The sequence below is a fragment of the Streptomyces sp. NBC_00094 genome (assembly GCF_026343125.1).
Lineage (GTDB): Bacteria > Actinomycetota > Actinomycetes > Streptomycetales > Streptomycetaceae > Streptomyces.
This window is the reverse complement of record NZ_JAPEMB010000001.1, coordinates 6,260,954-6,280,197: the sequence shown is the minus strand read 5'-3', so window position 1 is coordinate 6,280,197 and position 19,244 is coordinate 6,260,954. Positions and strand designations below refer to the sequence as shown.

Annotated in this window: 16 protein-coding genes and 3 pseudogenes; 3 read left to right on the top strand and 16 right to left on the bottom strand. The window is 70.3% G+C overall.

Annotated elements, in window-relative coordinates:
* Positions 1–23 precede the first annotated feature (23 nt).
* Positions 24–857 carry a PaaX family transcriptional regulator C-terminal domain-containing protein gene (locus tag OG580_RS27845; RefSeq protein WP_267046392.1) on the top strand — a complete coding sequence of 278 codons (834 nt, stop codon included), beginning with the start codon at positions 24–26 and terminating at the stop codon, positions 855–857.
* Here OG580_RS27845 and OG580_RS27840 read toward each other — a convergent pair.
* The 3 genes from OG580_RS27840 to OG580_RS27830 all read right to left on the bottom strand — a co-directional run bounded on the left by OG580_RS27840 (position 854) and on the right by OG580_RS27830 (position 4,669).
* Positions 854–1,363, bottom strand: coding sequence for a DUF1772 domain-containing protein (locus OG580_RS27840; protein ID WP_267046391.1), 510 nt, complete (start codon positions 1,361–1,363; stop codon positions 854–856). The two genes, OG580_RS27845 and OG580_RS27840, sit on opposite strands and share 4 nt — an antisense overlap.
* 85 nt (positions 1,364–1,448) lie before the next feature.
* Complete coding sequence (locus tag OG580_RS27835) at positions 1,449–3,857, bottom strand: bifunctional salicylyl-CoA 5-hydroxylase/oxidoreductase (protein ID WP_267046390.1); 2,409 nt, start codon at positions 3,855–3,857, stop codon at positions 1,449–1,451.
* Positions 3,842–4,669, bottom strand: coding sequence for an enoyl-CoA hydratase family protein (locus OG580_RS27830; RefSeq protein ID WP_267046389.1), 828 nt, complete (start codon positions 4,667–4,669; stop codon positions 3,842–3,844). Before OG580_RS27830 ends, OG580_RS27835 begins: the two co-directional genes overlap by 16 nt.
* A gap of 363 nt (positions 4,670–5,032) precedes the next feature.
* Here OG580_RS27830 and OG580_RS27825 point away from each other — a divergent pair, with 363 nt between their 5' ends.
* Positions 5,033–5,530, top strand: coding sequence for an ATP-binding protein (locus tag OG580_RS27825; protein WP_267048149.1), 498 nt, complete (start codon positions 5,033–5,035; stop codon positions 5,528–5,530).
* Here the strand turns inward: OG580_RS27825 and OG580_RS27820 are convergent.
* From OG580_RS27820 to OG580_RS27790, 7 genes and pseudogenes are all read right to left on the bottom strand, one after another.
* Positions 5,484–5,960: pseudogene (locus OG580_RS27820) on the bottom strand (APC family permease); the annotation flags it as partial. The gene OG580_RS27825 and the pseudogene OG580_RS27820 overlap by 47 nt on opposite strands.
* 122 nt (positions 5,961–6,082) lie before the next feature.
* Complete coding sequence (gene argF / locus OG580_RS27815; protein ID WP_267046388.1) at positions 6,083–7,105, bottom strand: ornithine carbamoyltransferase; 1,023 nt, start codon at positions 7,103–7,105, stop codon at positions 6,083–6,085.
* Positions 7,106–7,241: 136 nt separating this feature from the next.
* Positions 7,242–8,474, bottom strand: coding sequence for an arginine deiminase (locus OG580_RS27810; protein ID WP_267046387.1), 1,233 nt, complete (start codon positions 8,472–8,474; stop codon positions 7,242–7,244).
* 60 nt (positions 8,475–8,534) lie between these two features.
* A complete protein-coding gene (locus OG580_RS27805) occupies positions 8,535–9,257 on the bottom strand; it encodes a hypothetical protein (protein ID WP_267046386.1) in 723 nt (240 codons plus the stop codon).
* Positions 9,258–9,474: 217 nt separating this feature from the next.
* Positions 9,475–12,027, bottom strand: coding sequence for a polynucleotide kinase-phosphatase (locus OG580_RS27800; protein ID WP_267046385.1), 2,553 nt, complete (start codon positions 12,025–12,027; stop codon positions 9,475–9,477).
* On the bottom strand, positions 12,024–13,490 hold the full coding sequence (locus tag OG580_RS27795) for a 3' terminal RNA ribose 2'-O-methyltransferase Hen1 (RefSeq protein WP_267046384.1): 1,467 nt from the start codon (positions 13,488–13,490) through the stop codon (positions 12,024–12,026). Before OG580_RS27795 ends, OG580_RS27800 begins: the two co-directional genes overlap by 4 nt.
* A 100-nt stretch (positions 13,491–13,590) precedes the next feature.
* Complete coding sequence (locus OG580_RS27790) at positions 13,591–14,226, bottom strand: recombinase family protein (protein ID WP_267046383.1); 636 nt, start codon at positions 14,224–14,226, stop codon at positions 13,591–13,593.
* A gap of 139 nt (positions 14,227–14,365) precedes the next feature.
* On the opposite strand from OG580_RS27790, the gene OG580_RS27785 reads away from it, so the two are divergent.
* Positions 14,366–15,115, top strand: coding sequence for a transposase (locus tag OG580_RS27785; RefSeq protein WP_267041591.1), 750 nt, complete (start codon positions 14,366–14,368; stop codon positions 15,113–15,115).
* Positions 15,116–15,936: 821 nt separating this feature from the next.
* On the opposite strand, the gene OG580_RS27780 is transcribed toward OG580_RS27785, so the two are convergent.
* The 6 genes and pseudogenes from OG580_RS27780 to OG580_RS27755 form a co-directional block, all read right to left on the bottom strand.
* Positions 15,937–16,215 (bottom strand): hypothetical protein, encoded by a 279-nt coding sequence (locus OG580_RS27780; protein WP_267046382.1) that lies wholly within the window; start codon positions 16,213–16,215, stop codon positions 15,937–15,939.
* 76 nt (positions 16,216–16,291) lie between these two features.
* Positions 16,292–16,522 (bottom strand): hypothetical protein, encoded by a 231-nt coding sequence (locus tag OG580_RS27775; RefSeq protein WP_267046381.1) that lies wholly within the window; start codon positions 16,520–16,522, stop codon positions 16,292–16,294.
* Positions 16,519–16,902 (bottom strand): DUF6415 family natural product biosynthesis protein, encoded by a 384-nt coding sequence (locus OG580_RS27770; protein ID WP_267046380.1) that lies wholly within the window; start codon positions 16,900–16,902, stop codon positions 16,519–16,521. The genes OG580_RS27775 and OG580_RS27770 overlap by 4 nt, the downstream gene beginning before the upstream one ends.
* Before the next feature lie 123 nt (positions 16,903–17,025).
* Positions 17,026–17,856 (bottom strand): annotated as a pseudogene (locus OG580_RS27765) (tetratricopeptide repeat protein); the annotation flags it as partial.
* A 6-nt stretch (positions 17,857–17,862) separates the two neighbouring features.
* Entirely contained in the window at positions 17,863–18,612 is a 750-nt protein-coding gene (locus OG580_RS27760) for a transposase (protein WP_267041591.1), read from the bottom strand.
* A gap of 115 nt (positions 18,613–18,727) precedes the next feature.
* Positions 18,728–19,117, bottom strand: a pseudogene (locus OG580_RS27755) (helix-turn-helix domain-containing protein); the annotation flags it as partial.
* Between the last annotated feature and the right edge of the window lie 127 nt (positions 19,118–19,244).

Here is a 19,244-nt window from a genome sequence, read left to right as displayed (position 1 = left end):
GTCCCACCCCCTAAAGTGATCACGTGGCCGAGCAGCACACTCCCCGTTCCCTGATCGTCTCCCTGTACGGCGCGTACGGCCGTGCGCCCGACGACTCCCCGATGCCGGTGGCCGCGCTCATCCGGCTGCTCGGGGTGCTCGGCGTGGACCCGCCCTCGGTGCGGTCCTCGGTGTCGCGGCTGAAGCGGCGCGGGCTGCTGCTGCCGCGCCGGACGGCCGACGGGGCCGCCGGGTACGCCCTGTCGGAGGACGCCCGCCGGCTCCTCGACGACGGCGACCGCCGGATCTACGCCCGTACGGAGCCGAAGCTCTCCGAGGGCTGGGTCCTCGCCGTCTTCTCGGTCCCCGAGGCCGAGCGCCACAAGCGGCACCTGCTGCGCTCGCGGCTCGCCCGGCTCGGCTTCGGCACGGCGGCGCCGGGCGTCTGGATCGCGCCCGCCCGGCTGTACGAGGAGACCCGGAACACCCTGGAGCGGCTGGAACTCTCCCCCTACGTGGACCTCTTCCGGGGCGAGCACCTGGGGTACGCGGCGACGGCCGAGGCGGTGGCCCGCTGGTGGGACCTGCCGGCGATCGCGGGGCTGCACGAGGAGTTCCTGGCGGTCCACGAACCGGTGCTGCACGCCTGGCGGTCGGCGCCGGGCGGCGCGGAGGACGCCTACCGGGCGTACCTGCTCGTCCTGGACTCCTGGCGGCGCCTGCCGTACGCGGACCCGGTGCTGCCGGCGGAGCTGCTGCCCGACGACTGGCCCGGCCGGGGCTCCTCGGAGGTCTTCGCGGCCCTGCACGAACTGCTGTGGGACCGGGGAGCGGATTTCGTCCGCCCGTTCGTCACCGGGAGCGGGGACACCCCCTAAGGCCTGTCCGACAGACCCTGGTTCCGCGCCCGGTTCCGTACCGTCGTCGCCCGCAGCAGGCAGGCGAGGCCCGCCGTCGAGAGGATCGCGCGGACCAGGTTCCACGCGACCCAGGGGCCCTCGAAGGCGGCCCGGGCCGCGGCCGGGTCGCGGGTCGCCGCGAGGGCGTCGTTGAGGGGGACGTTCACCGCCGAGGTGACCAGGAAGACCGCCACGCAGAGGACGGCCGCGGCGATCGTCCAGGTCCGCGCCCGGGTGGCGCGGTGCTGCCAGGCTGCCACCGCCGCGAGGACCGGGGCGGCGAGGAACGGCGTGAAGAAGACCGGGTTCTGGATCACGTCGTTGATGTTCCGCATCACCTCGACGAAGACCCGGTCGTCGCTGCGCGCCAGCGCCGGCATGACCGAGCAGACGTACGCGAACCACACCCCCGCCAGCAGTCCGGTCGTCACCGTCGCCGCGCCGAGGACCGCCCCGGCACGCTTCCCACCCGTGTTCTGTGTCATGTCCCCATTCAAGTGGGGGGACCGGGGCGGCGAACATGGTTCCGCGTCACACCCGCATACGCGAGCGTCCACGCGGCCGGTCCCTCTACTCGCGACGGCCCGTCGGGGGCGGGCGGCTGCCCGCGCGGTACGGGGCGGGCCAGGGTGCGGCCGGGCCCTCGTAGCCCTGTTCGGCCGCCGCGTGGAGGGTCCAGTGCGGGTCGTAGAGGTGCGGGCGGGCGAGGGCGCAGAGGTCGGCGCGGCCCGCCAGGAGCAGGGAGTTGACGTCGTCCCAGGAGGAGATCGCGCCGACGGCGACGACGGGGACGCCGACCGCGCCGCGTATCCGGTCGGCGTACGGGGTCTGGTACGAGCGGCCGTACTCGGGGCGCTCTTCGGGGACGACCTGGCCGGTGGAGACGTCGATCGCGTCGGCTCCATGGGCGGCGAAGGCACGGGCGACCGCGAGGGCGTCCTCGGGGCTCGTGCCGCCGTCGGCCCAGTCGGTGGCGGAGACGCGGACGGTGAGGGGGCGCTCGTCGGGCCACACCTCCCGTACGGCGTCGAAGACTTCGAGCGGGAAACGGAGCCGGCCGTCGACGTCGCCCCCGTAGGCGTCGGTGCGGTGGTTGGTGAGCGGGGAGAGGAAGCCGGAGAGCAGGTACCCGTGGGCGGCGTGCAGTTCGAGCAGGTCGAAGCCGCTGCGGGCGGCCCGCCGGGCGGCGGACGTGAACTCCTCGCGTACGGCGGCGAGTCCGGCGCGGTCGAGGGCGTGGGGGGTCTGGTTGACGCCCGCCCGGTACGGGAGGGGCGAGGCGGCGACGAGCGGCCAGTTGCCCTCGGGCAGGGGCTGGTCGATGCCCTCCCACATGCGCCGGGTGGAGCCCTTGCGGCCGGAGTGGCCGAGTTGGACGCCGAGCGCCGTCCCCGGGGCCCGGGTGTGGACGAAGGCGGTGATCCGGGCCCAGGCGTCGGCCTGTTCGTCGGTCCACAGGCCCGTGCAGCCGGGGGTGATGCGGCCCTCGGGGCTCACGCAGACCATCTCGGTCATGACGAGTCCGGCGCCGCCGAGGGCCCTGGCGCCCAGGTGGACGAGGTGGAAGTCGCCGGGGACGCCGTCCTCGGCGACGTACATGTCCATGGGTGAGACGACGATCCGGTTGCGGAGGGTCAGGCCGCGCAGCCGGAACGGGGTGAACATGGGCGGGACGCCGGGCGGGCAGCCGAAGTCGCGTTCCACGGTGGCCGTGAACGCCGGGTCGCGCAGCCGCAGGTTGGCGTGGGTGACGCGGCGGCTGCGGGTGAGGAGGTCGAAGGCGAAGCGGCGGGGCGGGCGGTCGACGCGGTCGGCGAGCTCCTCGAACCAGTGGAGGCTGGCGGCGGCGGCCCGCTGGGTGGATTCGACGACGGGGCGACGCTCGGCCTCGTAGGCGGTCAACGCCTCGGCGAGGGTGGCGTGTTCGTCGAGGCGGCCGGCGAGCGCGAGGGCGTCCTCGACGGCCAGCTTGGTGCCGGAGCCGATGGAGAAGTGGGCGGTGTGGGCGGCGTCGCCGATGAGGACCGTGTTGCCGTACGACCAGCGCGCGTTGACGACCGTACGGAACGCGGTCCAGGCGGAGCGGTGGGAGCGCAGCTCCCGGCCGCCGAGCGCCTCGGCGAAGATCTTGGCGCAGCGGGCGGTGGACTCGGCCTCGTCGAGTTCGTCGAACCCGGCGGCCCGCCACACCTCCTCGCGCATCTCGACGATGACGGTGGAGGAATCCGAGGAGAAGGGGTAGGCGTGGAGCTGCATCACACCGTGCTCGGTCTCCGCGATCTCGAAGCGGAAGGCGTCGAAGGGGAAGTCGGCGGCGAGCCAGATGTAGCGGCAGCGGTGGGTCGTGATCCGGGGGCGGAAGTGCCGGGCGTGGGCCTCGCGGGTGCGGCTGTGGACGCCGTCGGCGGCGACGACGAGATCGTGGGTCGCGGCGAGCTCGGCGGCGGGCGGGGCCTCGGTGCGGAAGCGGAGCCGTACGCCGAGCTCGGCGCAGCGGGTGTGCAGGAGCTCCAGGAGGCGGCGGCGGCCGAGGGCGGCGAAGCCGTGGCCCGTGGAGGTGGTGCGGTGGCCCCGGTGGACGACGTCGATGTCGTCCCAGCGGACGAGTTCGCGGCGGAGCGCCTCGTACACGGCGGGGTCGGCGTCCCGGATGCCGCCGAGGGTCTCATCGGAGAGGACGACACCGAAGCCGAAGGTGTCGGAGGGCGCGTTCCGCTCCCAGACGGTGACCTCACGGGACGGGTCGAGCCGCTTGAGGAGCGCGGCGGCGTAGAGCCCACCGGGGCCGCCGCCGATGACGGCGATCCGCAGGGGTGGGGGGAGGGAGGGAGGGGGCGGTCCTGGGGTCGGCAGCGGCTCGGCCGCCTGGAGTGGCCCCCGCGGCGGCTCGGCCGGCGGCGGTCCCGTCGGCGGGAGCGGCCCGGTGGTCTGCGGTCGTCCTGCCGTGGCGGCGGCCGTCATCGCTAGCGGCCCTGCCATGCCGGGGGGCGCTTCTCCGTGAAGGCCGCGTGGAACTCGGCGTAGTCCTCGCCGTGCATCAGGAGGGCCTGCGTCGCCGCGTCCATCTCGATCGCCGCGGCGAGCGGCATGTCCAGCTCCGCCGTGAGCAGGGCCTTCGTCTGGGCGAGCGCGAGCGCGGGGCCGTCCGCGAGGCGGCGGGCGAGGGCGGCGGCGCGGGTGTCGGCGGCACCCTCCTCCGTCAGTTCGCTCAGCAGGCCGATGCGCTCCGCCTCGTCGGCCCGGACGGGCTCGCCGAGCATGAGGAGCCGGGTGGCGTGACCGAGGCCGACGACCCGGGGCAGCAGATAGGCCGCACCCATGTCGCCGCCGGACAGGCCCACCCTGGTGAAGAGGAACGCGAAGCGGGTCGTGGGGTCCGCGACCCGGAAGTCGGCGGCGAGGGCCAGGACCGCCCCGGCGCCCGCCGCGACGCCGTGGAGGGCGGCGACGACCGGGAACGGGCACTCGCGGAGCGCCCGGACGACCTGGCCGGTCATCCGGTTGAAGTCGAGGATCCGCGCGGTGTCGAGGTCGAGCGTGGCGCCGATGATCTCGTCGACGTCTCCGCCCGAACAGAAGCCGCGCCCCTCCCCGCCGAGGACGAGCGCGCGGACGGTCCGCTCGCGGGAGAGCTCGGCGAGCAGGTCGCGCAGGTCGGCGTAGGCGCCGAAGGTGAGGGCGTTGAGCTTCGCGGGGCGCGCGAGGGTCACGGTGGCGACGCCCTCGTCGAGATCGAGGCGCAGGTGCCGCCAGCGTTCGGTGCGGGTCGCGGATCCGGTAAAGGGGCTCATCCGGAACGGCCTCCTTCCTCCGTTCGGAGGGTATCACCGTACTGTGACTGTCGTCACGAGTACGCGATAAAGGGGGTGTGAGCTCCGACCTCACAAGGTCCCGGCAGGTTCGTGACCGAAGTCCCTACCGACCGGGGAGGGGTGCCCTGGGAACCGGATTTTGCGCCTCGTAAGGTTGAAACCAGGACGTCTCGGGATACCCCGCCCCACTCGCCCACCCGCCCCCCTCGGTGAAGGGAGCCCTGCCCCATGCCCGAAGCCACCGGACCCGCCGACACCGGATCCGGACCTGCCGACACAGGACCCGGAGCCTCCGGACCCGGAACTCCCGACATCGGAGCCGCCGCCATCGGACCCGCCACCATCGGACCCGCCACCAGTCGACCCGCCCCCCTCGGAGCCGCCGCCGTCGGACCCGCCACCTCCTGGCGCCTCCGGCTGCCCCACACGACCGCCGCGGTGCCGATCGCCCGCGCCCTGATCCGTACCGCGCTCAACGACATCGACCCCGTCGTCGCCGACCTCCCCGACAGCGACACCGCGGAGCTGCTCACCGCCGAGCTCGTCGCCAACGCCGTCGAGCACACCGCCGGCCGGGGCCCGATCGAGCTGGTCGTCGAGCTGCTCTCCGCCCCCGGCGGCTGCCAGATCGAGGTTCACGACTCCGAGCCGCCCCGCCCCGGCGAGCTCGTCTGCCCCGAGCCCGACACCGAGGTCGACCCCTGGCAGGAACACGGCCGCGGCCTCCTCCTCATCCGCGCGCTCAGCAGCGACTGCGGCCACCGCCCCACCGCGCACGGCAAGGCGGTCTGGTTCACGCTCCCGGGGATACCCGCGCAGCGCCGTCCTCAGGAGCCGTGACCAGCCGAGAGTGGCGGCGCCCGTAGAACGCGTACACCAGCGCGCCGACGACCAGGAACACGGCGAACTGCACCCAGGTCGTCCAGCCCGTGCCCCAGATCAGGTAGAGGCAGAAGCCGATGCCGAGCGCCGGGCTCAGCGGATGGAACGGCACCCGGAACGAGCGCCGCAGTCCCGGATCGCGACGGCGCAGCACCATCACCGCGAGGTTGACGACCGCCATGATGGCGAGCGTGCCGAGCGTGGTCAGGTTGACGACCACGTCGAGCGAGGCGAAGGCGGCCGGGACCGCGAAGACGGCGGCGACGATCCAGGTGTCGGCCACCGGGGCCGCGGTGCGCGGCGAGACCCGTTCGAAGATCCGGGGCACCAGCCCGTCGCGGGACATCGACAGCAGGATGCGGGTCTGCCCGTACATCACCGCGAGGACATGCGGGGGCTCTCATCTCTGGTGGTGCATGCGTGAGGGGGGTTCGGCCATGCATGCCCGAACCCCCCTGAAGGATGCGACGAAAAGCCGCAACACGCATATCCACCCGAACAGGCGTAAAGCTATGCCTGCGCCCCCTCGACAGGGCCCGCCATGGTGGCCACGAGGACCGCCTTGATCGTGTGCATCCGGTTCTCGGCCTCGTCGAAGACGACGGAGTGCGCCGACTCGAAGACCTCGTCCGAGACCTCCAGCTCGGTCAGTCCGTGCCGGGCGTGGATGTCGCGACCGACGGCCGTGCCCAGGTCGTGGAAGGCCGGCAGGCAGTGCAGGAACTTGACGTCCGGGTTCCCGGTGGCCCGCAGCACGTCCATGGTCACGGAGTACGGGGCGAGGGCGGCGATCCGCTCGTCCCAGACCTCCTTGGGCTCGCCCATCGACACCCACACGTCCGTGGCGACGAAGTCGGCGCCCCGGACGCCCTCCGCGACGGACTCGGTGAGGGTGATCGTGGCACCGCTGGCCTCCGCGACCTTGCGGGCCGCGGCGACGATCTCCTCGGTCGGCCAGTAGGCCTCCGGGGCGACGATCCGTACGTCCATGCCGAGCAGGGCGCCGGTGACCAGGTAGGAGTTGCCCATGTTGAAGCGGGCGTCGCCGAGGTAGGCGAAGGCGATCCCGTCGAGCGGCTTGTCGCAGTGCTCGGTCATGGTGAGCACGTCGGCGAGCATCTGGGTGGGGTGCCAGTCGTCGGTGAGCCCGTTGAAGACGGGGACTCCGGCGAAGGCGGCGAGCTCCTCGACGGCGGCCTGGCTGTCACCCCGGTACTCGATGCCGTCGAACATCCGGCCGAGGACGCGGGCGGTGTCCTTGACCGACTCCTTGTGGCCCATCTGGGAGCCGGAGGGGTCCAGGTAGGTGGTGGAGGCACCCTGGTCCGCGGCGGCGACCTCGAACGCGCAGCGGGTGCGGGTCGAGGTCTTCTCGAAGATGAGGGCGATGTTCCGGCCACGCAGCCGCTGGACCTCGACGCCCGCCTTCTTGGCGGCCTTGAGCTCGGCCGCGAGCGCGAGCAGGCCGCGGAACTCCTCGGCGGTGAAGTCCAGCTCCTTGAGGAAGTGGCGGCCGATGAGGTCTGTGGCCATGGGACGCGCTCCTGGGGGTACGGGTCGTGGGGACGGCGGTCTCGAACCCTTGGAAGTCTATACGAACATCAGCATTTATATACAGCCCCTCGTTGCGGCCCGCGTTCCCGCGCCGCCCGCGCCGCGCGACGCGCGCTCAGGTCGCGTCCCGCTCCACCGGGCAGCTCATGCAGCGCGGCCCGCCCCTCCCCCGGCCCAGCTCGCTGCCCGGGATCTCGATCACCTCGATGCCCTGCTTGCGCAGGTGCGTGTTCGTGGTGACGTTCCGCTCGTACGCCACGACCACCCCCGGCTCCACGGCGAGCACGTTGCACCCGTCGTCCCACTGCTCCCGCTCCGCCGCGTGCACGTCCTGCGTCGCCGTCAGGACCCGGATGTCCTGGAGCCCCAGGGCCGCCGCGATCGCGCTGTGCATCTGCTCCGGCGGGTGGTCGGTGACCCGCAGGGACTGACCCGCGTCACCCGGCTCGATCGTGTACGAGCGGAGCATGCCGAGCCCCCCGTACTGGGTGAACGTGTCCTGGTCGACCATCGTCATCACCGTGTCCAGGTGCATGAACGCGCGCCGCTTCGGCATGTCGAGCGCGACGATCGTGCGCGCGGAACCGGCCGCGAACAGACCCCGCGCCAGCATCTCCACCGCCTGCGGAGTGGTGCGTTCACTCATCCCGATGAGCACGGCGCCGTTGCCGATGACCAGGACGTCCCCGCCCTCGATCGTCGACGGGTAGTCGCGCTGCCCCTCCGACCAGCGGTGGAACGGACCGGCCTCCGGGCCCGTGAAGAGCGGGTGGTGCCGGTAGATCGCCTCGAAGTGCACCGTCTCGCGCTGCCGGGCCGGCCAGCGCATCGCGTTGATCGAGACGCCGTCGTAGATCCAGGCCGAGGTGTCCCGGGTGAAGAGGTGGTTCGGCAGCGGCCCGAGGACGAAGTCGTCCAGATCGAGGGCGTGGAAGCGGACCGACGTCGGCTCCCGGTGCGCCGCCAGAAACTCCCGCTTCGTCATGCCTCCGACGAGCGCCTCGACGAGCGTGCCGGCGTCCAGCGAGTCGAACGCGGCCCGCAGGTGGTCGGCGGCCAGCGGACCGTACTCCTTCTCGTCGAAGACCCGGTCCAGGACCAGCGCACGGGCTTCGGGCACCTCCAGGGACTCCCGCAGGAGGTCCCCGAAGAGGTGCACCTCGACTCCGCGGTCGCGCAGCACGTCGGCGAAGCCGTCGTGCTCCTGGCGGGCCCTGCGCACCCAGAGCACGTCGTCGAAGAGGAGGGCGTCCTTGTTGGACGGCGTGAGCCTCTTCAGCTCCAGATCGGGGCGGTGGAGGATGACGCGGCGCAGCCGCCCGGTCTCGGAATCGACGTGGAAACCCATGGGCCCATCCTGACGGAGCGGGGCGGCCGGGGCCCGTCTTTCGGGCCGTCGGAACGCGGATCAGTAGGACGAGGAGGGCGAGGTCGAGGGCGAGGGCGACGGCGAGGTCGACGGCGAGGTCGACGGCGAGGTCGACGGCGGGCACGGAGGTGGGGCGGCGCGGGAGGCCCGGGACGCGCCGGGCGCCGTCAGCGGCGGCGCGGCCCTGCCCGGCGTGTGGAACCAGGCGGCCTCGCCGGTCTCCTCGGACCGGATGCCGGCCCGCCGGTAGTGATCCGGTTCCACGTACCGGCCGCCCTCGACGACCACGTTCCCGTACAGCCAGTCGGAGACCACGACGAGCAGGTCGACCTCGGGCGCCCCGGCCATGATCCGCCGGGCCGTGGGGCTGTCGCAGAGCCGCGCGGCGAGGTCCACCGGCCGCCCGGCGAGCCCGTGCCGGTTCCGGACCACGGGCCCGGCGGCCATGCCGATCCGCAGGCGCAGCCGTCGGCTCCGGCCCGTGTTGTGGGCACGGAGGCTCTCGTACAGGGTGTCGGTCCACCGCCCGACCATGAGCGTCGGCGACACGTCGGGGCGCAGGGCGGCGAGGAACCCGTCCCCCCGGTCCTCCTGGTGGAAGGTTCCGGGCTCGACGCCGACCGAGCTGTACGCCTCGTCGAAGGCCGTGTACGTCGCCGCGCGGTGCAGCCTCCGCTCGGCCGTGGTGAGAGTGCCGGACCCGCAGATGTCGCCCGCGACGACGAACCGGTGGATCCCCCCGTTCACTCCCGCACTGCTCACTCGGACCCCCTGTGTGATGCCTGGCGCCGTGGTGGCGCGTGACCTCATGGGGTGAAGAACGCTAGGGGGGTGGTACGACGGCGTCAACGAGCACGCGGGGCGCAGGGGAGCGCCGCTGTCGGCGCCCCTGCGCCCCCACAGGCATCCGGTTCCCCGATCGGAGACTCGGGTCGACGGTCGGAGCCTCGCGTCGACGGTCAGAGCCTCGCGTCGACGGTCAGAGCCTCGGGTCGACCGGCTCCGACTCCAGGGCGAGGACCGCGAAGACGGCCTCGTGGACCCGCCAGAGCGGTTCGCCGTCCGCGAGCCGGTCGAGCGCCTCCAGACCCAGCGCGTACTCGCGCAGCGCCAGTGACCGCTTGTGGCCGAGGAAGCGCTGCCGGAGCCGCTCCAGGTTCTCCGGGCGGGTGTACTCGGGGCCGTAGATGATCCGCAGGTACTCCCGCCCGCGCACCTTCACGCCCGGCTGCCCGAGCCGCCCCTTGGCGTCGCGGACGAGCGCCGCCAACGGCTTGACGACCATGCCCTCGCCGCCGGCTCCGGTCAGCTCCAGCCACCAGTCGGTGCCCGCGCGGACCGAGTCCTCGTCGCCGGTGTCGACGACGAACCTGCGGGTGACCTGGAGCAGCCCGGTCGGGTCGTGCTCGACCAGCCGGTCGAGCCAGGCCAGCTGCTCGTCGTGCGGTACGGCCGCGAGCGAGCGGCCACGCGCGGCAAGGAGCTGGAACGGGGCGAACCGCACCCCCTCCAGGCCCTGGGTCGGCCAGCAGTACCTGCGGTACGCCTCGGTGAACGCGGCGGCGTCCACCTGCCGTTCGCGCTGCTTGGCGAGGAGCCCGTCGAGCCCCCCGACCCCGCGCGCCACCGCCTGTTCCAGGGCGGCGACCGCCCCGGGGAGGGCGGCGCCCGAGGCGGCGCCGACCGCCGCGTACTGCGAGCGCAGCAGCCCGGCCGACTTGAGCGACCACGGCATCAGCTCGCCGTCGAGCAGCAGCCAGTCCCCCGCGCCCGAGGCGCTGTCCGACGCGGCGAGCTCGTCCCACAGCCCGGCGGCGCCGATCGCGGTCCGCAGCCGGTCGAGGACCTGCTCGGTGACGTCCTGGTCGTCGAAGAAGGGGCGTCCGGTACGGGTGTACAGGGCGCCGGTCACACCGCTGACGCCGAAGCGTTCGCGCGCGGTCTCCTCGTCGCGGCAGACCAGGGCCACGGCCCGGGAGCCCATGTGCTTCTCCTCGCACACGACCCGCTCGACGCCGTCCGCCCGGTACTGCGCGAAGGCCTCGGCCGGGTGCTCCAGGTACCCCTCGACGCGCGAGGTGGCGGTCGGGGCCATGGTCGGCGGCAGGTAGGCGAGCAGCCGCGGGTCGACGGCGAACCGGCTCATGACCTCCAGGGCCGCCGCCGCGTTCTCCTCCCGCACGGCGACGTTGCCGAGCTGCCGCGTCTCCACGATCCGCCGGCCGTGCACGTCCGCCAGGTCCAGGGGGCGCCCCTCGCGCCCACCGGGCGCCTCGGTCACGAGCGGCCGGGCCGGCTCGTACCAGACCCGCTCGGCCGGTACGTCGACGAGTTCGCGCTCCGGCCAGCGCAGCGCGGTCATCTTCCCGCCGAAGACGGCTCCGGTGTCGAGGCAGATGGTGTTGTTGATCCACGAGGTGTTCGGTACGGGCGTGTGGCCGTACACGACGGCGGCGCGGCCCCGGTACTCCTCCGCCCACGGGTAGCGCACCGGAAGGCCGAACTCGTCCGTCTCCCCGGTGGTGTCCCCGTACAGCGCGTGCGAACGCACCCGGCCGGACGTCCGGCCGTGGTACTTCTCCGGCAGACCGGCGTGGCAGACGACGAGCGCGCCGCCGTCGAGGACGTAGTGGCTGACGAGCCCCTCGATGAACTCCGCGACCTGGGCCCGGAACTCCTCGCTCTCGCCCTCCAGCTGCTCGATCGTCTCGGCCAGCCCGTGCGTCTGCTGGACCTTCTTCCCCTTCAGCCAGCGGCCGAGCTTGTTCTCGTGGTTGCCGGGGACGCACAGGGCGTCGCCCGAGGCGACCATGCCCATCACGCGGCGCAGGACGCCCGGCGAGTCGGGGCCCCGGTCGACAAGGTCACCGACGAAGACCGCCGTACGCCCCTCGGGGTGGTGGCCGTCCTCGTAACCGAGCCTGGCGAGCAGGGTCTCCAGCTCGGACCGGCAGCCGTGGATGTCACCGATGATGTCGAAGGGGCCGGTGAGGTGACGAAGGTCGTTGAAGCGGCGCTCCAGGACGATCCCGGCGGCCTCCACCTCCTCGACGGAACGCAGGACGTGGACCTTGCGGAAGCCCTCCCGCTCCAGTCCGCGCAGCGATCGGCGCAGCTCCCGGCGGTGGCGCTGGATGACGTGCGCGGGCATGTCCGCCCGGTCGGGACGGCCGGCGTTCCGGCTGCGGCACACCTCCTCGGGCAGGTCGAGGACGATCGCGATCGGCAGCACGTCGTGCGACCTGGCCAGCTGGACCAGCTGACGCCGCGCCTCCTGCTGCACGTTGGTGGCGTCGACGACGGTCAGCCGGCCCGCGGCCAGCCGCTTGCCGGTGATGTAGTGGAGGACGTCGAAGGCGTCCTTGCTGGCCGACTGGTCGTTCTCGTCGTCGGCGACGAGCCCCCGGCAGAAGTCGGAGGAGACGATCTCGGTCGGCTTGAAGTGCCGCCGGGCGAAGGTGGACTTGCCGGAGCCGGTGGCGCCGATGAGCACCACGAGGGACAGGTCGGTGACGGGCAGGGTGCGGGTCATGCCGTGACCTCCTTCAAGGTCTCGTCGGTACGGGTGAAGACGGCCATCTGGGTGGGCGGTCCGACCTCGGGGTCGTCGGGGCCGACGGAGACGAACTCCACGCCGTACCCGTGCTGTCCTGCCACTCCCTCCGCCCAGCCCCGGAACTCCTCCCGGGTCCATTCGAAGCGGTGGTCGCCGTGCCGGACGTGCCCGGCCAGGAGCGATTCCCAGCGCACGTTGTACTCGACGTTCGGCGTGGTCACGAGGACCGTACGGGGCCGGGCCGCGCCGAACACCGCGTACTCCAGGGCCGGCAGCCGCGGCAGGTCCAGGTGCTCGATGACCTCGCTGAGCACGGCCGCGTCGTACCCGGCGAGCCTCTTGTCGGTGTACGCGAGCGAGCCCTGGAGCAGCGTGACGCGGGCGGCCTGCCGCTCCCCCATCCGGTCGAGCCGCAGGCGGCGCGCGGCGATGTTCAGCGCTCGTACGGACACGTCGACGCCGACGACGTCGGTGAAGCTCACGTCCTTGAGGAGCGCCTGCACCAACTGGCCCTGCCCACAGCCGAGATCGAGCACCCGGGCCGCTCCGGCGGTACGCAGCGCCGCGAGGATCGCGTCCCTGCGCTGCTCGGCGAGCGGCACCGGCCGCTCCTCCGTGTCGCTGGTCTCGTCGACGGCGTTGTCGACGTCCTCGACGTCGAGCCCCTCGGACTCGGCGAGCCGCACGAGCTCGAGGCGTTCCGTCGCCGCACGGGCCAGGCCCCAGCGGCGCGAGAGGTAGCGCGCGGTGATCAGCTTCCGCTCGGGGTGACCGGCGAGCCAGCCGTCCCCGGCGCGCAGCAGCTTGTCGACCTCGTCGGGCGCGACCCAGTAGTGCTTGGCGTCGTCGAGCACGGGCAGCAGCACGTACAGCTGGTTGAGGGCGTCCGCGAGCCGCAGTTCGCCTTCGAGCACGAGACGCACGTACCGCGAGTCGCCCCATTCGGGGAACTCCCCGTCCAGCGCGACCGGTTCGGCCTCCACCGTGCTCCAGCCCAGCGGCCCGAAGAGGGCGCGCACGAGGTCGGCGCCGCCCCGGGCGGGGAGCGCGGGAATCTCGACCCGCAGCGGCATCGGAGCGGCGGCCCGCTCGGGCATCGCCTGGCACACGCCGTGCAGCGCGGTCTTGAAGACCCGGGCGAGCGCGACGGCCAGCAGCGAGGACGCCGCGTAGGGCCGGTCGTTCACGTACTGCGCGAGGGCGGCGTCGGGGGCGCCGCCCCGACCCTTGCCCTTGCCGCGGCGCACCAGCGCCACGGGGTCCACCTCCAGGAGGAGCGCCGCGGTGCACAGCTCGGCGCGCGCCTCCGGGTAGAGGACGTGCGCGGTGCCGTGGGACGTACTAGCTGAGAAGACCCGAGCTGGGTGCTTATGAAGCAGAAACCCCAGGTCAGTGGCGGGGTTCTGTTCATTGCCGGTGGTGGAGATTGTCAGGAACACGTTTCGAGTATGGGCAGGTGCGGGCCCATGGCGGTACTTGTTTATAGGGAGCAGCAGAAGACCCCCACCGTGTTGGCAGGGGTCCCGTGAGGCGCTGCGGCTACTCGCCGTCGTGCGCCTTGAGCGCCTGAGAGATGGCACCGACAGAGGGGTTACGGGTCTCACCGCCGGCCGTTTTGTACGTCAGGTGCGGCTGGATCTGCCGGATCGTGAACCCCTTGTCCCGCAGGGCTACGGCCTGAGCAGTCAGCACGTCAGACATGACGGGACGTCGTCCTCCTACACGTCCACGTGCCTTTGCTGCGTCCAGTCCGTTCTTCGTCTTCTTAGAGATGTCGCGTCGCCTGTCCTCCGCAAGAGCCAGAGCAAGATCCAGGATCAGGCTGCGCTCGGTGTGCTCCCCGACAGCGATGCCATCGAGAACCTTGACGGCGTAGCCCTGCTCGAACAGGTCCGTAAGCATGATCAGTCCCTCAAGGAGGTTCCGGCCGAGCCGGTCAACTTCCTGGACGGTGAGCATGTCGCCGGGGCGCATGTACTCAAGGGCTGCGCTCAGACCGGGACGCTCGGAGACCTTGAGCTTGCCGGAGATCTTCTCCTCGAAGACCTTGACGCACCCTGCGGCATTGAGCGCGTCGTGCTGCCGTGCGGTCTCCTGCTTGTCGGTGCTGACTCGAACCAGCCCTACGAGCGCCATGACTCCCCCTCTATGTTCATCAAACAGGGGGTAGGTCATAGATGAACTGGGGGTAGGTCACTGAGCTCTTTCAGAGTGGCCACTGATCGGGTGACGGGCCAGCGTCCCGCAACGCACGAGGCTCCTGTGCCGTTGAGAGAGGTGTTCGACGTCTCAACTCATCAGCGCAGGAGCCTCGTTGGTTCCCTATCCTGCCGCACTCGACCTGCCTCATGCTCTGGTCGAGTGGGTATCCATGCTCATCGTCACCCGTGAGGGTGACCGCCGCTGCAAGCTGCCGCCCCACCAGCGTGCTCTTGTGGGCCTGGTCTACCTTCGCCGGCACGACACGCTCGCGCAGATCGCCGCCGGCTTCGGCATATCCGTCGGCACCGCCCACGCCTACGTCACGGCCGTCGTCGAGCATCTGTCCGGCCGGGCGCCCGGTCTCCTGCGGGTCCTGCGCGAGGCCGATCCGGACTACGTCCTGCTCGACGGGACGCTCGCTGAGTGTGACCGGGTCGGCGACAGCCGGGCGGACTTCTCGCAGAAGCACCGCCGTCACGGCGTGAACGTGCAGGTCGTGGCGGATGCCGCGGGCAAGCTGCTGTGGATCTCGCCCGCGCTGCCCGGCCGCACGCACGACCTGACCGCGGCCCGTACCCACCGCATCATCCGGATCTGCGAACGCCAGGGCGTCCCCGTCCTCGCCGACCGCGCCTACATCGGCGCCGGCCCCTGGGTGACCACACCGATCAGACGGCTTCCCGGCCGGGACCTCACCACGACCCAGCAGACGATCAACCGGGCCCTGTCGGCGGCACGGGCGCCGGTCGAACGAAGCATCGCAAGGCTGAAGTCCTGGCGAATCTTCCGCCGGGCCCGCTGCAGCCCCAACCGCATGACCGCCATCGCCGCAGCCATCCTCACCCTTGAGCGTCAACGCTGAAAATGCTCACTGATGAACTGGGGGGTAGGTCACTGATGAACTGGGGGGTAGGTCACTGATGAACTGGGGGGTAGGTCACTGATGAACTGGGGGGTAGGTCACTGATGAGCTACTAAATAGATAGAGAGAAAGAGAAAGAGAGTAAATAGATAGACCTAAACAATACGCCAGCGGCAGAGCCACAGACGTAAGGGATGCAGGGGAATCATTTTGATAACCAGAGGAAAACCAGGAATGGGGATTGGGGATCCCTGGTAACCCTCTGGTCTCCCATCGCTGCTGCGCAGCTCTGGTCAGACCTATATGGATTCCCTGGTTATGAATACGTCTCCGCATATCCCATGCCATCCCTGGTTACCCGTTTCACGTCCCCGCGCCCATATAGCCGCTCGCGCGGCTACAGCGGCGCCTGGGAGTCCTCGGAAGTCGATTCCCTCCCCCCTGGGATACCCTCACGCCCTCCTGGCGCCCCACACGGCCGCACAGCGGCTTTCCCGGCGCCCCCCTGGCTCCCCTTGACGAATTCCCGTACCTCCTGTACGATCTTCAAACTCTCCACATGGGGGGTAAGGGGGTAGAAGTAATTAGGGAATTCAATATTGAGTAGATAGGGATATGAAAACCCTGGATATCTACTCAATACCAAATTCCTTTGATTCTTGACTAAATAAGGCTACTGAATAGATACCCAAAGGGTAATTCTATCTATTACCCCTAGTTTCATGGGTGCTCTGGACCAGTTGCAGTTACCCCTGTCGACACCACCAACTACAAATGCCAACACCTCCGAGTTTCGAGGCATCCACATATCGGAGGTGGAGTTACTTGCCTCGTGCGGGGTAAGTGTCCAGGAACCTCCAATCCTTTACAACCATGATGGAGCGCGGGTACAGCCTCAGGATGCGGTACTTCTTTCCGTCCTGGTTGACCCCTTCCTCAATCGACAGAATCTCTACGGGCTTGTTGTTCGTTCCCTTGACGTAGTCGCCGGCCTTGAGCTTGTCGGCGCGCTTGCGTACGGCTGTGCTGATGTTTCCTCCTAGTGTGTTGGTCTCGTCTTTCGAGCCACTTCTAGAGTCCCACGGAGCACTGACAACCAAGAAGGACAGATTCCGGATACGCGAATACCCCCACACCCTTCACTCAGGGCATGGGGGTATCGGTATGTCTGGGAGATCAGAGAGTCTTACGCCACTCCGCATCCGGAGACGTCAGGCGCTTTACCAGGATGCGCGCCAGGAGACGAATAGCGGTCTCGTCTTCCCTCACTTGGTGGATGTGCTCACGGTGGGCGTAGACGTCCCTTCCCGGACCGCTGCTCCCCGGCTCGTGCCAGAGGAACACCGCGTCAGCTTCCTCCGTGATCACGCCCTCACAGCCACGGCAGTAGTAGAGCGTCTGGCTCATGCCTGCCCGCCCAGGTTCACGTAGTGGTCGGTGAGCGCCACGACGGACCGTGCGAGCCTCTGAGCGTGCCTCAGAGCCCACGGGGAAGCAGCAGGCGCGGAACGGGTCCTGAGCCGTCGCCAGGCTTCCTCAACGCCCACCAGGGCGCAGATACGGGGTATGTCTCCCTTGGGGTGCCTGTCGGCTGCTGCGGTCACCTCAGGGAGAAGCAGCATGAGCATCCCCCGGAGCGCCTGAGTCAGGCTGTCCAGCTCTTCCAGGGGCAGACGCTCCGCGTCATCCCCGAGCAGCCTCAGGGCCGTTGCCCGCATCGTCTGGACGTCGAGCGGGATCGTCTGTTCCGGGACCTGTTCCGCTGCGCCCTGCGCGGTAGCGTTCACGTGTCGACTCCTTGCAGTCGGCCAAGCTCCGGGGCCGTTCGCGCGGTCGCCGGAGCGCTGACCTCTCATGCAATCGAGTTGGCGTGATCGCTTACAGGGACGCAACGTCCTAGTTCTGATCGCTTAGCTGACGACCCCCAGGAACTCAGCCAACGACCTGAGCCCCGGGGGATGGTTGGGGAGCGACCACAAGTCACGGACGATCGCGACAGCCAACGTGTGGTGTTGCATCCACGTCGGTGCCACCTTGCGCAGGGACTCAAGTGTCTTGACCGCCCCGGCAGCGTCTCCGGTGTCCGTATGAGCACGCGCCACGTCCAGGAGCAGCCACGTACGCCAGGACGGCGGAGTGTCCTTCCTGAGCCACATTCCCTTGGCGAGCGCCAACGCGTCGTGAGGGTGGCCGTACTGGACGGCGAGACGTACACGCTCGATGCGGACCGACGACGGACTGAACACGCTCACCATGCGGCTGTCGCCGCCCTCAGGGAGCTTGGCAACCCGTGCGGCTTCCTTCTCCGCACGTTCCATAAGGTCCGCTGCGCGGTCATAGTCACCGCTCCTCGCCGCCGACGTAGCGGCGCTCATCGTCAGTCCGCCCCAGACCTTGAGTCCGTCTGCGGTCTCTGCGTTCCCCGCGCTCTTCATGTCGTCCGCAGCCCTCAGGGCGATGGACAGAGCGTCTTCGAGGCGTCCCTGCCTCTGGTAGGTCCACGCAGTGGAGTTCACGAGCATGGGCAGCAGCAGCGGGTTAGAGGACTGGGCAGCAGCGTCTATCGCCCGTTCCAGGCTGATGAGCGCCAGGTCTGTCTTCCCCATCCGTACGGCGACGTGTCCGGCGAGTTGCAGCGCCTTACCCAGAGCCGCGAACCCTTCCCCCCGCTCCTCCTGGTCGGCTGAGGCCGAGACAGAGCGAGCGTCCCCGATCAGGGAGGGCAGAGCGTCCATCACTGAGCATTTTCAGCGTTGACGCTCAAGGGTGAGGATGGCTGCGGCGATGGCGGTCATGCGGTTGGGGCTGCAGCGGGCCCGGCGGAAGATTCGCCAGGACTTCAGCCTTGCGATGCTTCGTTCGACCGGCGCCCGTGCCGCCGACAGGGCCCGGTTGATCGTCTGCTGGGTCGTGGTGAGGTCCCGGCCGGGAAGCCGTCTGATCGGTGTGGTCACCCAGGGGCCGGCGCCGATGTAGGCGCGGTCGGCGAGGACGGGGACGCCCTGGCGTTCGCAGATCCGGATGATGCGGTGGGTACGGGCCGCGGTCAGGTCGTGCGTGCGGCCGGGCAGCGCGGGCGAGATCCACAGCAGCTTGCCCGCGGCATCCGCCACGACCTGCACGTTCACGCCGTGACGGCGGTGCTTCTGCGAGAAGTCCGCCCGGCTGTCGCCGACCCGGTCACACTCAGCGAGCGTCCCGTCGAGCAGGACGTAGTCCGGATCGGCCTCGCGCAGGACCCGCAGGAGACCGGGCGCCCGGCCGGACAGATGCTCGACGACGGCCGTGACGTAGGCGTGGGCGGTGCCGACGGATATGCCGAAGCCGGCGGCGATCTGCGCGAGCGTGTCGTGCCGGCGAAGGTAGACCAGGCCCACAAGAGCACGCTGGTGGGGCGGCAGCTTGCAGCGGCGGTCACCCTCACGGGTGACGATGAGCATGGATACCCACTCGACCAGAGCATGAGGCAGGTCGAGTGCGGCAGGATAGGGAACCAACGAGGCTCCTGCGCTGATGAGTTGAGACGTCGAACACCTCTCTCAACGGCACAGGAGCCTCGTGCGTTGCGGGACGCTGGCCCGTCACCCGATCAGTGGCCACTCTGAAAGAGCTCACTGCGTCGAACTCAGCCGAGTGATACCGCGTCCAGCCGTCTGCGATCTGCTCACGCAGGGAGTCCAGGGAGAAGTCAGAGGCCGGCGGTTGCGGCTCAGGTCCCCAGAGCGCGGGCATGACCGCCCGGCGCATCGCTACGAACTTGGGGCCGTCCGTCTCTCCCTTGGACGAGACCGCAGGGGGGTCACCCAGGAGCGTTGTCAGCTCCACCCCGAGACCGTTCGCCAGGGCGTGAAGCGTAGGGAGACGCGCCGAGTGCTTGCGCTGCTGCTCAAGCTGACGGATCACGTCCACAGAGACGTTGGAGCGCTCTGACAGCTCTTCCTGTGTCAGTCCGGCCAGACGGCGCAGACGGCGCAGGGTCTTGCCCAGGTCTTCGGTCGTCACGCCGACACCGTACGCCGAGCGCTCCCCCGCTCATCAGGGTTCGGGGCTACTGCCCTGCCCCTTGGGGACTCAAGGCACCCGCGCGACTAGACCACCCCGAATTCAATTCGACTTTTTAATGATGGGG

What these genes read in the sequence shown, in the direction of transcription:
- OG580_RS27840 (WP_267046391.1), bottom strand. Translation starts at nt 1,363, where the DNA reads ATGACACAGAACACGGGTGGGAAGCGTGCCGGGGCGGTCCTCGGCGCG.
- OG580_RS27835 (WP_267046390.1), bottom strand. Translation starts at nt 3,857, where the DNA reads ATGGCAGGGCCGCTAGCGATGACGGCCGCCGCCACGGCAGGACGACCG.
- OG580_RS27830 (WP_267046389.1), bottom strand. Translation starts at nt 4,669, where the DNA reads ATGAGCCCCTTTACCGGATCCGCGACCCGCACCGAACGCTGGCGGCAC.
- argF (WP_267046388.1), bottom strand. Translation starts at nt 7,105, where the DNA reads ATGGCCACAGACCTCATCGGCCGCCACTTCCTCAAGGAGCTGGACTTC.
- OG580_RS27810 (WP_267046387.1), bottom strand. Translation starts at nt 8,474, where the DNA reads ATGGGTTTCCACGTCGATTCCGAGACCGGGCGGCTGCGCCGCGTCATC.
- OG580_RS27800 (WP_267046385.1), bottom strand. Translation starts at nt 12,027, where the DNA reads ATGACCCGCACCCTGCCCGTCACCGACCTGTCCCTCGTGGTGCTCATC.
- OG580_RS27790 (WP_267046383.1), bottom strand. Translation starts at nt 14,226, where the DNA reads ATGACCTACCCCCTGTTTGATGAACATAGAGGGGGAGTCATGGCGCTC.
- OG580_RS27775 (WP_267046381.1), bottom strand. Translation starts at nt 16,522, where the DNA reads ATGAGCCAGACGCTCTACTACTGCCGTGGCTGTGAGGGCGTGATCACG.